Annotated in this window: 13 protein-coding genes; 9 read left to right on the top strand and 4 right to left on the bottom strand. The window is 72.7% G+C overall.

Annotation, left to right across the window (positions count from 1 at the left end):
* On the bottom strand, positions 1-424 hold a 424-nt coding region (locus JGS39_RS41750), incomplete at its 3' end, for an alpha/beta hydrolase family protein (RefSeq protein ID WP_308120919.1).
* A 1551-nt stretch (positions 425-1975) separates the two neighbouring features.
* Positions 1976-3694 carry an ABC transporter substrate-binding protein gene (locus JGS39_RS36460; RefSeq protein ID WP_219574056.1) on the bottom strand — a complete coding sequence of 573 codons (1719 nt, stop codon included), beginning with the start codon at positions 3692-3694 and terminating at the stop codon, positions 1976-1978.
* 293 nt (positions 3695-3987) lie between these two features.
* On the opposite strand from JGS39_RS36460, the gene JGS39_RS36455 reads away from it, so the two are divergent.
* From JGS39_RS36455 to JGS39_RS36425, 7 genes are all read left to right on the top strand, one after another.
* On the top strand, positions 3988-4908 hold the full coding sequence (locus tag JGS39_RS36455; RefSeq protein WP_219574055.1) for an NADP-dependent oxidoreductase: 921 nt from the start codon (positions 3988-3990) through the stop codon (positions 4906-4908).
* Complete coding sequence (locus JGS39_RS36450; RefSeq protein WP_219574054.1) at positions 4905-5669, top strand: GNAT family N-acetyltransferase; 765 nt, start codon at positions 4905-4907, stop codon at positions 5667-5669. Before JGS39_RS36455 ends, JGS39_RS36450 begins: the two co-directional genes overlap by 4 nt.
* Positions 5670-5879: 210 nt before the next feature.
* Positions 5880-7094 (top strand): PP2C family protein-serine/threonine phosphatase, encoded by a 1215-nt coding sequence (locus JGS39_RS36445; RefSeq protein WP_219574053.1) that lies wholly within the window; start codon positions 5880-5882, stop codon positions 7092-7094.
* A 134-nt stretch (positions 7095-7228) separates the two neighbouring features.
* The gene (locus tag JGS39_RS36440; protein ID WP_219574052.1) at positions 7229-7897 is read left to right on the top strand and encodes a TetR family transcriptional regulator; all 669 of its coding nucleotides are present in this window, start codon (positions 7229-7231) and stop codon (positions 7895-7897) included.
* Positions 7894-8667 (top strand): SDR family NAD(P)-dependent oxidoreductase, encoded by a 774-nt coding sequence (locus JGS39_RS36435; RefSeq protein ID WP_219574051.1) that lies wholly within the window; start codon positions 7894-7896, stop codon positions 8665-8667. Before JGS39_RS36440 ends, JGS39_RS36435 begins: the two co-directional genes overlap by 4 nt.
* A 58-nt stretch (positions 8668-8725) precedes the next feature.
* Entirely contained in the window at positions 8726-9766 is a 1041-nt protein-coding gene (locus JGS39_RS36430; protein WP_219574050.1) for an NAD(P)-dependent alcohol dehydrogenase, read from the top strand.
* 135 nt (positions 9767-9901) lie between these two features.
* A complete protein-coding gene (locus tag JGS39_RS36425; protein ID WP_219574049.1) occupies positions 9902-10216 on the top strand; it encodes a DUF6191 domain-containing protein in 315 nt (104 codons plus the stop codon).
* Between the two features lie 101 nt (positions 10217-10317).
* On the opposite strand, the gene JGS39_RS36420 is transcribed toward JGS39_RS36425, so the two are convergent.
* Together JGS39_RS36420 and JGS39_RS36415 are read right to left on the bottom strand one after the other, a co-directional pair.
* Positions 10318-10920: a phosphatase PAP2 family protein gene (locus JGS39_RS36420; RefSeq protein ID WP_219574048.1), complete on the bottom strand. Its 603-nt coding sequence runs from the start codon at positions 10918-10920 to the stop codon at positions 10318-10320.
* Positions 10920-11588, bottom strand: a complete 669-nt coding sequence (locus tag JGS39_RS36415; RefSeq protein ID WP_308120917.1) for a DedA family protein — start codon at positions 11586-11588, stop codon at positions 10920-10922. The genes JGS39_RS36420 and JGS39_RS36415 overlap by 1 nt, the downstream gene beginning before the upstream one ends.
* A gap of 232 nt (positions 11589-11820) precedes the next feature.
* On the opposite strand from JGS39_RS36415, the gene JGS39_RS36410 reads away from it, so the two are divergent.
* Together JGS39_RS36410 and JGS39_RS36405 are read left to right on the top strand one after the other, a co-directional pair.
* Positions 11821-12204 carry a BlaI/MecI/CopY family transcriptional regulator gene (locus tag JGS39_RS36410; protein ID WP_219574047.1) on the top strand — a complete coding sequence of 128 codons (384 nt, stop codon included), beginning with the start codon at positions 11821-11823 and terminating at the stop codon, positions 12202-12204.
* 60 nt (positions 12205-12264) lie between these two features.
* Positions 12265-13203, top strand: coding sequence for a M56 family metallopeptidase (locus JGS39_RS36405; RefSeq protein WP_219574046.1), 939 nt, complete (start codon positions 12265-12267; stop codon positions 13201-13203).
* The last annotated feature ends 246 nt before the right edge of the window (positions 13204-13449 follow it).

Raw genomic sequence — 13449 nt, 5'->3', positions numbered from 1 at the left:
GCTCGGGGGAAGCGTCCCCCGGCACGGCGGTCGGGTGGGCGGCCGCGGGACGCGGCGCCAGGTGCGTGTCGAGCCAGTGTTCGACCCGGGCCGCGGCATCGAGGAGATGCCCGCCGTCGGTGAACTCGTGGCCCTCGTCCGGGTACACGTACAGCTCGACGGGGGAGCGGCCGGTGCGCAGCAGTGACCGGTACAGCTCCTGGGCCTGGCCGACCGGCGTGACCCGGTCCGCGGAGCCGTGCACGATGAGCGTCGGGGTGCCGCTGCCGCCGCGGGCGAAGACCGGCGAGCGCCGGATCAGCTCCTGCGGGGCGTCAGGGCAGCCGATCGCGTACGTCCGGTCGTAGCCGCCGCCGATGTTGCTGGTGTGCGTGAAGCTCAGCCAGTCGCTCGGCGCCGAGACGACGACCGCGGCCCGGAACACATCGGTGCGTGCCGCCGCCTGGGCGGCGAGGAAACCGCCGTAGCTGTGGCNTGCTGGGGCTGGCACCCGCCCTGGCCGCCGCCGGATACCTGGTACTGCTGCCGCGGGGGTTGGGCAGCAGTACCAGGTATCCGGCGGCGGCCAGGGCGGGTGCCAGCCCCAGCACGTCGCCCGGCGCGTACCCGGCGGACCAGAGCCAGGCGGGACCGCCGTGCACGAGGACGGCGAGGGGGCGGGGGCCGGCGCTTTCGCCGCTGGAGAGGACGAGCCCCTGCACGGTGCGGCCGTCGGGTGCGGACCAGTGGCTCTGTTCGGTACGGAGACCGGAGAGTTCGGGGTCCGCAGGGGTGTTGAGAGCGGTGACCGGTGTCCAGTTCCAGGCGGCCGGTCCCTCGGTGCGGGTGACGACGGCCTCGGGCGGTCGGCCCGGTGCGTCGAGCACGGTCGCGGCCAGCAGCCCGTCGCGGCTGAGCGACAGTTCGGGCTGGTAGCCGGCCCCGCCGAGGGTCACAGGACCTGACCAGCGGACGATCTCGGGGTGACCGGTGTGACCGGCGCGGGACCCCGTCCCGTCCCAGCCGGCGAACCACAGGGCGCCGGGCAAGGTGTCGTCGAACCGCAGCCAGGTCGCGTCCTCGACGCCGGCCACCACGGTGGTGTTCCCCGTGGCCAGGTCGGCGACGACCGGGCGTCCGGCGACGATGGAGATGCCTTCGCAGACCGCCGCTGACCGGCCGTCGGCGGCGAGCGCCGGGGCGCCCAGTTGTCCCTGGGGCGTGTACAGGGTCCTGGAGGTGCGGGCATCGAGATCCAGGGCGGCGAACCGCGCACCGTAGTACCCGGCGGGCAGGGTGTCCTCGCAGACCGTGGCGACAGCGGTCGCCCCGCCGCGCCACGCGACGTTCCACACCGTGAGCCCCGCGGGCCCGGCCTCCCGCAGCGAGCCGTCGGCGAGGCCGACGAGATGCAGGGACCGGCGGCCGGTACCCGGGGCGAAGCGTTCCGGCGCCGGTACGGCCCCGAGCCGTACCGGCAGACCGAGGTGCATGCCGTCACGCTCGGCACCGTCCGCCGCGCACAGCAGCAGTGCCTGGCTCCCGTCGTCGGAGACCAGGAGTTCCTCCACGGCGCCGGGTGCCCGGACGACGGTGCGTACCGTGCCGGTGTGTGTGTCCAGGGCCGCGAGCCGCACCTCGGCCCCGGACGGGCCGTCGCTCTGGGCGATGTGCAGCAGGGTCCGGGAGTCGGGCAGCCAGCGCGGGCTGTGACGGTCCGTCGACGCGGCCGGTCCCGACGGTGCGCGCAGCACGGGGACCGTCGCGTCCGCGGCCCGGTCGCTCAGTGCGGCGGGGACCGGGGCGAGGACCAGCTCGGTCCGCTCGGGGCCCGCAGCCGCCACGGCGACCGCGCGGCCGTCCGGGCTGATGCGGGCCTCCACCGGGTGGACCAGGCGCAGCATCGCCTCGCGGACGCGCCGCACGACGGTCGCGGCGTTACGGGGCATGGGTGTCCGTTCCTTGAAGAGGGAGGTGGGGGTGAGGGAGGAGGAGGTCAGGCGGACTTGCGGATCCGGGTCGCCCACGGGCCGATGAACGCGAACGGGCCCTGGTCCAGCAGCACGAACTCCTTGGAGAACGCGGACGCGGTCCGGGCCCACCACAGCGGGAGGTATGGCAGGTCGGCGCCGGCGGTCTGCACGGCCTTCATCAGTTCCCGGGCACGTACGTCCTTGTCCGTTGCGGACTTCGCCGTGTCCAGTGCCGTGTTGACCGTGCTGTTGTCGTAGTGCGCGATGTCCGTCGCCGTGGCCGCCGCGTTGAGGTACGGGTCGGCCAGTTCGGCCGGGTCGCCCGTGACGGGGAAGTACCACAGGAACTGCAGCGGCTGCTTGCCGGAGCCGAGCTCCGCCACCCACTGCTCCAGGGTGATCTCCTTGACGTTCAGCGTGATCCCGATCTCCTTGAGCGAAGCGGCGAGCGCGAGCGCCGCCTTGCCCAGCTGAGGACCGCTGTTGGGGTAGTGCAGTTCGGCCGTGAAGCCGTCCTTCGCCGACGACTTGTCCAGTTCGGCGCGTGCGGCGTCCAGGTCGAAGGACAGCGCGGGGATGGCGTCGTAGCCGGAGCTGACCTCGGACGCCGGCATCAGGTCGCCCCACATCTCGCGGGACGGCAGCGCGTCGTAGCCGGAGCTGACCTCGGACGCCGGCATCAGGTCGCCCCACATCTCGCGGGACGGCAGCGCGTCGGCGACCTCGGCCTTGCCGTGCAGGATGCCCTTGACCATGCCCTCGCGGTCGGCAGCGTGGGCGATGGCACGGCGGACATGGAGGTCGTCGAACGGCGCCTTCGCGGTGTCGAACGCCAGCGACACCACGGAGCGGTCGCCGGTGTACGTGACGCGTGCGTCCGACTCCCAGCCGCGGGCCTCGTCCGAGGCGAGGCCCAGGGCGCCGTCCACCGCACCGGACTTCATCGCGACCAGCCGCGTACCGGCGTCGGGGACGAAGGAGAGCTTCAGCTTCCGCACGGCGGGCTTCTCGCCCCACCACGCGTCGTTCCGCTCCAGCAGGACGTGGTCGTCGGCGGCGAACTCGGTGATCCGGTACGGGCCGGTCCCGAGCAGCAGCGTCTTCGCCGTGCCGATCCGGCCCTTGTTACGGGTGAGGAAGGCACGGCTGCTGACGAGGAGCCCGCCGGCGGTCGTCGTCCAGGCGAACATGGCGTCCGGGGCCTTCAGCCGGATGGTGACCTCGTGGTCGCCGGTGGACTTCACGGACTCGACGCCCGCATACGCGTAACCGAGGGCGGAGCCGTTCTTCGGGTCCCGGATCGCGTCGATGGAGGCCACCACGTCGTCCGCGGTGAACGGGGTGCCGTCGGTGAACGTGACGCCGCGGCGCAGCGTGTACACGTACGTCCTGGCGTCGGGCTGCTTCCAGGACGACGCGAGCCCGGGACCGAGCTTCCCGGACGGATCGACCGAGAGCAGGGACTCCTGGGCCAGTACGGCGACCAGGTAGTTGAGGACGCCGGACTCACGGCCCACGTCAAGGGTGGAGAGGGAGGAGGGCAGGGCGAGCGTGAGCGAGTCGATCGGTACGTCCGCACCCCTCGCACCTGCGCCCGAGCCCGTCGCTCCGTCACCGGATTCCTTCGCGGGCGGGGGCGCGCATGCGGCGAGCACACCGGACGCGGCGAGGACGCCCAGGCCGGCGCCGGTGAGGCGCAGCAGTCGGCGTCGGCTGAGGTTGCCACCCGGTTCCGAGGTCATCGGGAACCACCCATCTCACTTTGTCCACTGTTAATGCCCAACTGGGCGTGGACAGTATCCGACGTGCTTTGAGTGCGTCAAAGGGTGACTAATGACCGTCCGAGGGGTGGACGGTTGGGAGGCTCTAATGCCGCATAAGGCATCGAAAGGTGCGCGCTGTTCTCGATGAGTGGATTCCCCGGCCGGCCCGTGAACCCCGCGGCGGGGAATACGTGCGCGGCGAACGGACTTTCTGCTGCTGGGGCAACCGGCGTCCGGCCCGGATGCCCCGGCCATGAACGGAGAGGGAGCCGATGTCCAAGGCGTACGTGTTCACCCGCAACGGCGGACCGGAGGTGGAGGCCCTCGTCGACCAGGACACGCCCGCGCCCGGTCCCGGGGAGCTGCTCGTCGCCGTCCGGGCGGCCGGGGTCAACCCGGTGGACTGGAAACTGCGCACCGGGTACACCCGGCCCGGCAGTGTGCCGCAGCCGTTTCCCACTGTCTTCGGCAGCGAGGCCGCGGGGGTCGTCGAGGCGACCGGTCCGGGCGTCGAGGGATTCGCGGTCGGGGACGAGGTCTTCGGCAACCCGGTGACGGGCGGGTACGCCGAGCACACCCTGCTGCCCGTAGCCGTGACCGCCCACAAGCCGGCCTCGCTCCCGTTCACCGACGCGGCGGTACTGCCGGTCGCGGCGGCCACGGCCTATGACGGGGTGCGCCAGCTCGGCCTCGCCCCGGGGTCCGCACTGCTGGTCACAGGAGCCGGCGGAGGGGTGGGAAGCGCCGCGGTGCAGCTCGCACACCATGCGGGCGTCCAGGTCATCGGCGTCGCGAGCGCGGCCAAGAAGGAGTTCGTCGAGTCGCTGGGCGCGGTACACGTGGAATCCGGCACGGGACTCGCCGAGCGGGTACGGGCGGCCGCGCCCGGCGGCATCGACGCGGTCTTCGACCTGGCCGGCGGCGACACCCTGCGCGAAGCGGCCTCGCTGCTCGCGGACCCGGCCCGGCTGATCAGCGCCGGTGACAAGCCGCTGGTGGCCGAGCTCGGCGGTGCGCCCGTCGAGCGGGCCCGCACCGCCGCCGTGCTCGACGCGGTGGCGGCCCTCGTCGTCGCCGGTGCCCTGCGCACGCACGTCACCCGGACCCACCCGCTCACGGCGGCGGGCGAGGCGCTGCGTGCGGTGGAGGACGGCCATGCCCTCGGGAAGACCGTCATCGAGGTGATCGCATGACCGGGTCCCGGACCCCCGGCACCGCTGTGCACCCCCTCGACGACCCGGTGGGCTCGGCGCTGCGGGGGCCGCACGCCCACTTCGCCGAGCGCCGCGGCCGCATCCTGCGCTATCCGCCGTCCGTCACCCCCTGGCTCGCCCTTCCGGACCGGCCCGAGGCCGCCGACTGGGCCGATGCGGCCGCGCTCGCCGGACCCGGCGGCATCGTCACCGTCACCGCCTTCCGCGAGCGGCCGCCGGAGGACTGGGAGGTCGTCTTCGACGCCGAGGGGGTCCAGCTGGTCGACGTGGCGGTCGAGGCGGCCCCCTGCGCGGAGGCCGTCCGGCTCGGCCCCGCCGATGTGCCGGAGATGCTGGACCTGGTCGCACGGACCCGGCCCGGCCCCTTCGAGACCCGCACGATCGAGCTCGGCACCTACCTCGGTGTGCGGCGCGACGGAGTGCTCGTCGCCATGGCCGGTGAGCGCCTGCGCCCGCCCGGCTGGAGCGAGATCAGCGGCGTCTGCACGGACGAGTCGGTCCGCGGGCAGGGACTCGCCGGCGGACTCGTGCGGGCCGTCGCCCACGAGATCCGGGCGCGCGGCGAAACACCCTTCCTGCACGCCGCCGCGTCCAACACCAACGCCGTCCGGCTCTACGAGTCGCTGGGCTTCGCCCTCCGCCGCCGCACGCCGTTCCTCTCGGTGCTCGTCCCGGGGAACCCGCCGGTACGCGTGCCCGGCCCTGCCCGGGACGACGTCCGTGAGGCGGCCGCGCGCTGACCCCGAGAGCTTCCGGAACCTTCGGGCGCGGAAGGTCCGCGCCTGCGCCTTCGGCCCGTGAACCACGGGCCGAAGGCCCCTGCCGGCACGGTTCTCGGGACCTTCGGCGCAGCGTGTGAGGCCGTAAGACTCGTGTGCCACCCGTTGCGACTCCGGTGCACTGGTAGGGAACGCCGGCGCCGGGCCGGCTGACCCCGGGAGGAGACGGCCGTGACGATCGGGCTCCAGCAACTGACGGCGACGCGTGGAGCGGAGCTCAAGGGCGCGGAGACGGGCGAGGCGGCCGTGCTGGCGCCGAGGGTCGGCAACCGGGCGCTGTTCGGCGGCCTGGCGTTGCTGACCACCGTGATCGTCCTTCTCGACCTGGGCTCCGGCGACGAACTGCGCATCGTGCCGCTGCTGGTCGTCGTTCCCGCCCTCGTCTCCGTGTTCGGGACGATCCGCCAGACCGTGGGCGTGGCCTCCTGGATCATGGTGGTGGCCGTCACCTCGCGCCTCGTCACCGGTGGGACGTTCTGGGACATCACCAGCAGCGTCGTCTTCACGGTGCTGGCCTGCTTCCTCGGCGTCGGCGCCTGCGCACTGCGCATCCGCCATGCCACCGAGATAGCCAGGCTGCGCTCTGCGGCCGTCGCGCTGCAGCGCCAGATCCTGCGCCCGCTGCCCATCGTGACCGACCAGGTCGTCGCCCACGGCACCTATGCGCCGATCGAGGAGGACCGCCTGGTCGGCGGTGACATCTACGAGGTCGTCTCGTCGCCCTACGGAACCCGGGTGATCATCGGGGACGTCCAGGGCAAGGGGCTGGCCGCGATCGGGGCGGGCTTCGCCGTGCTCGGCGCATTCCGTGAGGCGGCCATCCGCGAGCCCAGCCTGACCGGGGTCGTCGACGCCCTGGAGGACGCGGTCGCCCGGCACAACGCCTTCTCCGCGCAGACCGGCGAGATCGAGCGCTTCGTCACCGCACTGGTGCTCGGCTTCGACGGTGACGGACGGGTCCAGGCCGTCAACTGCGGACATCTGCCGCCCCGCCTGCTGCACGACGGTGTGGCCTGCCCCGCCCCGCTGCGCCGTACGTCGGTGCCGCTGGGCCTGGCCGAGCTCAGCAGCGAGGCGCGTGTCACCGAATGGCTGGACTTCCCGGCCGGTGCGACGCTGCTGATGTTCACCGACGGGGTGACGGAGGCCCGTGATGCGGCGGGAGCCTTCTACCCGCTGGACACCCGGCTGGGCCACTGGACCCACCACGGCCCCCGAGAACTGCTCGACGCGCTCCACCGCGACCTGGAGGAGTTCTCCGGCGGCGTGCGACGCGACGACATCGCCGTGCTCGCCGTGCGGCGGAAGCAGTCCGGCAGCCCCATGCGGCCCGAGGACCCGGACCGCGGCGCGAGGCGAGCCACAGAGGCGTTCAGCGGCCGCTAGTGCCGCGGCACTGGTTCGTGTCCGCATCCCACAGCGGCGCCGGATCACCCGGGGAGGCCGACACACACGATCCTCGATTATGTCCCGACGAGACTTATGTCGCGTCGGGACATTTTCAGGTGTACGGTACAGATATGAACGGGGAACGGAAGACCCCGGAACGGCGGAGCCGCAAGGCGCGCCGGACCCGGGACACACTGGCCCAGGCCGCGTTCGAGCTCGTGCTCGACAGGGGCCTGCGGGACGTCACGGTCGAGGAGATCGCGGAACGCGCCGACGTCGACCGCCGCACCTTCAGCCGGTACTTCACGAGCAAGGAGGCCGCTGTCCTGGACTCCGTCCGGGGTGACGGCGACCGGATCAACGACGCACTGCGGGCCCGGCCCGCCGGCGAACCCCCGCTCACCGCGTACCGCCGGGCCGTCCTGGACTGGCTGGCGGACCCCGAGGCGGAGGCCTGGCACCGCCGCCCGAGGATCTTCGAACTGCTGGTCCTCGCCGAGCGGGAACCGACCCTCTACGCGGCGTTCCACCACATCCGGGTGGACGCCCAGGAGGACTCGCTCGCCATCGTCGCCGACCGGCTCGGAGTCGACCCGCGGCAGGACATCCGCCCCGCCGTGACAGTCGCCGCCGGAGCCGGAGCGTTGCTCGCCGCCCAGGTCGCCTGGGTGCGCGGGGGCTGCCCCGACGAGTTGCCCCAACTGGTCGAGCAGGCATTCGACGCCCTGTCGGGAGAGCTCCTTCAGGAGCCCGCCCGGCCGGTGTCACACAGCACCACGGAAGGAAACGGAACACCATGAGCACCACACCCACCCCCGCCGAGCAGGAATTCGCGGGCCGCACCGCCCTCGTCACCGGAGGAGCGTCCGGCATCGGCCTGGCGATGGCCCACCGGCTCGCCGCCTCCGGCGCGTCCGTCGTCGTGGCCGACTACGACGAGAAGAGCGCCCGCAAGGCCGTGGCCGAGCTGGAGAGCGCCGGAGCCAAGGCCGCCGCCGTGGCGATGGACGTCACCGACCCCGCCTCCGTCGAAGCGGGTGTGCGGTTCGCCGTCGACACCTACGGCGCCCTGCACCTCGCCGTGAACAACGCCGGCATCGGCGGACCGAGCAGCCCGACCGGCGAGTACGCCGTCGAGGACTGGAACCGGGTCGTCGCCACCAACCTGAGCGGCGTCTTCTACTCGATGCGCTACGAACTCCCCGCCATGGTCGCCGCGGGCGGCGGCGCGATCGTCAACATGTCGTCGATCCTCGGCACCAACGGCTTCGCGGGCTCACCCGCGTACGTCGCGGCCAAGCACGGGGTCGTCGGCCTCACCAAGACCGCGGCCCTCGAATACGCCGCTCAGAACGTGCGCGTCAACGCGGTCGGCCCCGGCTTCATCGACACCCCGCTGCTCCGCAACACCGAGGGCCCGGCCCGCGACCACCTGATCTCGCTGCACCCGGCGGGACGCCTCGGCACGGCGGAGGAAGTGGCGGAGCTCGCCGCTTTCCTGCTCTCCGACCGCGCCTCCTTCATCCACGGCAGCTACCACCTGGTGGACGGCGGCTACTCCGCCTCCTGAGTGGCGGACGGGGGACAGGGGGGCGAGAAATAGAGCAGGAGAGGTCAAGGAGGACCCCATGAAAGCCGTTCAGTACCGCGAAGTCGGCGCCGTGCCCGAGGTCGTCACCGTTCCCGACCCGGAACCCGGACCCGGACAGGTGCTGCTGAAGGTCACCGCGGCAGGCGTCTGCCACTCGGACATCGCGGTGATGAGCTGGCCCGCGGACCAGTTCCCCTACTCGCTTCCACTCACTCTGGGTCACGAGGGCGTCGGCACCGTCGCCGCGCTCGGCGACGGCGTCAGCGGTCTCGCGGTCGGTGAGTCCGTCGCCGTCTACGGCCCCTGGGGCTGCGGCACGTGCATCAAGTGCGCCGAAGGCAAGGAGAACTACTGCCTGCGCGCCCAGGAACTCGGCATCAATCCGCCCGGGCTGGGCTCGCCCGGCGCGATGGCCGAGTACATGATCGTCGACGACCCGCGCCACCTGGTCCCGCTCGGTGACCTCGACCCCGTGCAGGCCGTACCGCTCACGGACGCCGGTCTCACCCCGTACCACGCGATCAAGCGCTCCCTGCCGAAGCTGGTGCCCGGCGCCACCGCCGTCGTCATCGGTACCGGCGGCCTCGGCCACGTCGCCATCCAGCTCCTGCGCGCCATGACGGCGGTCCGGGTCATCGCCCTCGACGTCACGGACGACAAGCTCGCCCTGGCCCGCGAGGTCGGAGCACACGAGACCGTCCTGTCCGACCAGCACGCCGCGGACCGGATCCGGGAACTGACCGGCGGAATCGGCGCCCAGGTCGTTCTCGACTTCGTCGGAGCACCCCCGACCGTCGCCACCGCCGGCGCCTGCGCCTCCATCGACTCCGACGTCACCATCGTCGGCATCGGCGGCGGAAGTCTCCCGGTGGGCTTCGGCTCCCTGCCGTTCAGTACGACGGTGACCGCCCCCTACTGGGGATCCCGCTCCGAGCTGGCCGAAGTCCTCGACCTGGCCCACGCGGGCGCGGTGAAGGTCCACGTCGAGACCTACTCACTGGACGAGGCGCCGCTGGCGTACGAGCGGCTGCACGACGGCCGGATCAACGGCCGGGCGGTCATCCTTCCCCACGGCTGACCGGGCACCTCCGCCCGTCCTCACGACCACCGCCGCCGTCCCCACGACGATGCGGGCCGCCGCTTCGCGCGCCGGCCCGCATCGTCATACCCGCGGCCGATGCGTACCGCACCATCCCGCGGGGATACTGCCCGCATGCGATTCGCTGCCCTGATGACGCTGCCCGTACTGGTCATCGGCCTGACCGTCGTCGCCCTCCTGGACCAGCTGATGCTCCGGGCAGGACGGGCCGGTCTGCTGCCATGGCGCAACAGCGCCCGGCAGGGCCAGATTTCGGCGACCGGGTTCGAGCAGCTGCACGCGACGTTCTCGCCCGGCAAGCAGAGCGAGCTCAAGGAACGTCAGAGCGCGCTGCTGCTCCGCGACGACGAGGAGGACGGCGCCCCGCCCCATCGCTCCACCGTCGACCTCGACGGCGGCCTCGCCGTCATCCGCCTGCCGGGGGAGTGAAAAGGGCGCCCCCTCCCGGGCGCCGTGCCGCTACCCGCTACCCGCTACCCGCCACTCGGCCGGAGCATGGCGGGCGCACTAGGGCCCCGCCGCGCCCCCCGTCATTCCGCCGCGACCAGCGGGCGCAGCCGGCTGTCACGCAGCCGCACCACCGTCGGGGCGCAGCGGCGGGCCGTCAGCGTCAGAGGCCAGGCGACGAGGGCGCCGGTCAGCAGCCCGATCAGCACATCGTGCGGGTAATGCGCCCCGATCCAGACCCGGGAGGCGCCCATCAGCATTGCGGCGGCAAGCGCGACCGCACCGAGCCGGCGGTCGGTCAGCCAGATCGCCGTCGCCGCGGCCGCCGCGATGGCGGCGTGATTGCTGGGGAAGGACCAGTCGCCGAGGGCGGGGCACGCCTCCACCGTCACGACATGCAGCGACCGGCAGGGCCGCTGTTCATGGAAAACCGACTTGACCAGATCGTTGACGAGATACGCGGTCAGCACGGTCAGAGGGGCGCACAGAGCCATGGCGGTCCGCGCGGGATCAGCGGGCCGCGAGCGCCACCAGGACGCGAGCATCAGCAGGGCGAACAGGGCGAGGCCGTAGTCCGACCAGACACGGACGGCGGAGTCCAGGGCGGCGGGAGAGCGCTGGGCCAGTTCGGTGACCCAGGTGTAGAACCCACCGTCGATCGAGGAAGCGGCGGAGGCGAGCGTCATCAGTGGATGTCTCCTTCGGTGGCGCGCCGGGCGCGGGAGCGGATCAGTTCGGCAGCGAGCGGCGTGAGGGAGACCGCGACCACCACGGCGACGATCGGCAGCAGATACCGGTCGACACCGGGCACCGAGGACCCCAGTCCGTATCCGGCGAGCACCAGTCCGACGGTCCAGGCCGCACCGCCCACTGCCTGCCACAGGATGAACAGCCGAACCGGCACGCACAGTGCCCCGGCCAGCGGGTTGAGGACGGTGCGCACCACGGGGACGAAGCGGGCCAGCACCACGGCGCGGGCATGGCCGTATCGCCCGAGCAGTTCCTCGGCGCGTGCCGCGCCCCGGTGGAGCCGCCCGGCACCGCAGCGGGCGAGCAGCGCTCCGCCACCGCGCCGCCCGATCCAGTAGCCCGTCTGCGCGCCGAGCAGGGCGCCGGTCACGGCGGCGGCCAGCACCTGCGGCAATGACAGGTCGACCGGCCCAGGTGTGCCGGACACGCAGAGGAGGCCCGCCGTGAACAAGAGGGAGTCGCCGGGAAGGAAGAAGCCGATGAGCAGCCCCGTCTCGGCGAAGAGCACGACGGCGATACCCAGTGCTCCGAACGTGCCGAGCAGTGAACCGGCGTCCAGCAGGTTCACCGCTTGTGGCAGAGGCGCCGGCGAAAGTACGGACACGGTGGCGGGTCTCCCATAATGGTGAGCGGGCGGCCCTGCGGAACGCCCGGACCGATTGACTACAGTGATGTAGACGGTCTACATCACTGTAGACGCTCGAACGGGGAGGAGAGTTCCCATGTCCCAGGTGAACGGGATATCTGGCGGGGAATCCGCCCATCGGCCTTCCGGTGTGCCGGCCTCCGAACCGATGCCACCGGACGCCGTCGGAACCGGGGCCCCCACCGGGCCCATGTTCGGACCGACGGACCGCTCAGCCATTGAGCGGCGCCCGTCCGGTGAACTGGAGTCCACGATCCTGGCGGCCCTCTGGGCGGCCGGGGCCCCACTGACCCCTGGCCAGGTGCAGGCCGCGATCGAGACGGATCTCGCCCGCACCACCGTCACCACGATCCTCTCGCGCCTCTATGAGAAGGGATCGGTCACTCGCAGCAGGTCGGGGCGCGGTTTCGCGTACACGCCCACCGAGGACGCGGCGGGACTGACCGCCCGTCGGATGCACAGCGAACTGCGCAAGGAACAGGACCGCAGCACGGTGCTGGCCAGGTTCGTCTCGCAGCTCACGGACGAGGACGAGAGGCTGCTGCGCGATCTCCTCGACGGTGATGCCCGGTGAGCTTCCGCGACCTGCTTGTCGGTGATGTGCGGTGAGGTTCGTCCTCAACGGTGACATCCGGTGATCTACGCTGTGTGGATTCCGCTGCTGGTGCCCTTCGCCGTCGTTCCCGCCGCATGCCGGCTGGCCGATGCCCTGGCGCCTGCGCGAGCCGTGCGACTCCTCGCGGCGACGGGTGCGGGCCTTGCGCTGTGCACCCTGCTCGCCCTTGCGCTGCTTGTGGTGCCCGGCGCCGGGCACCTGTCCGTCGTTGCCGCTGCGGGGGAGTTCGTCCACCCGCTCACCGTCGCCGCACCGGGTGCGGCCGTGCCGCTCGCGGTCGCTGCCCTGGTGCTGATCGCGGGCTGCGCCGCCGCCGTGACGCGTGTGCTGCGCCGCCACTGGTCCCAGCTCCACCGCGCCGCAGGCCGGGGCCGGAGCGGCGGGGGAGAGCTGGCGGTCCTTCGGGACAGTCGCCCGGACGCCTACGCGCTGCCCGGACGGCCCGGCCGCCCGGGCCGGATCGTTGTCACGACCGGCATGCTGCACGCCCTCGACCCCTCCGAGCGGGAGGCGCTCCTCGCCCATGAGCGTGCCCACCTCGCCGGCCGCCACCACCTGTACCTCGCAGCCGCCGAACTGTCGGCACGCTGCCATCCCGCCCTGCGGACCCTGCGTGCCCCCTTGGGGTACGCCCTTGAGCGCTGCGCGGACGAGGCAGCCGCGCACGCCGTGGGGGACCGCCGGGTCGCGGCTCGCGCGATCGGACGCGCCGCGCTCGCCGCACGGGCCTCCGGAGAGCCGTCCACGGCCCGCCCGGCGGTGGCGCTCGCGGCGGCCGCGGGGCCCGTCCCGCGGCGTGTCGCCGCTCTGCTCGGCCGGGCCGCCACCCGCCCGCGCGCCGGCCGGGCTGCCGCCGCGGTCCTGCTGGCCTGCCTGGCGCTGTCCGGAGCGGCCGCGCTCGACGCCACGTACGACCTGCACAGCAGCATCGAGATCGCGCAGGGCGAGAACCCGTAGGCGCCCTTCCGGGGACCGGAGCGGCGTCACGCGCCTTCCTTCGGGGGACCATCGACACCACTGCCGTACCCGGGTGCGAGAGGAAAGGACCTGACGACGCCCGCAACGCCCCGGCTACACTCACCTCATGGGTTCGTACTACTTCTTCCGCTGACTCCGGCCAGGGCCGCCGCCGCACTTCGCCGTGCCGTCACCCCGTGACGCCCGGGCGGACCGCGTGCCGCCCTCCCCCGAACTGTCCGGAAG

The organism is Streptomyces poriferorum (assembly GCF_019399235.1).
In the GTDB taxonomy this organism is placed as follows: Bacteria; Actinomycetota; Actinomycetes; order Streptomycetales; family Streptomycetaceae; genus Streptomyces; species Streptomyces poriferorum.
Note: the sequence above shows the minus strand (reverse complement) of the source record. Positions and strands in the feature narration are given on the sequence as shown.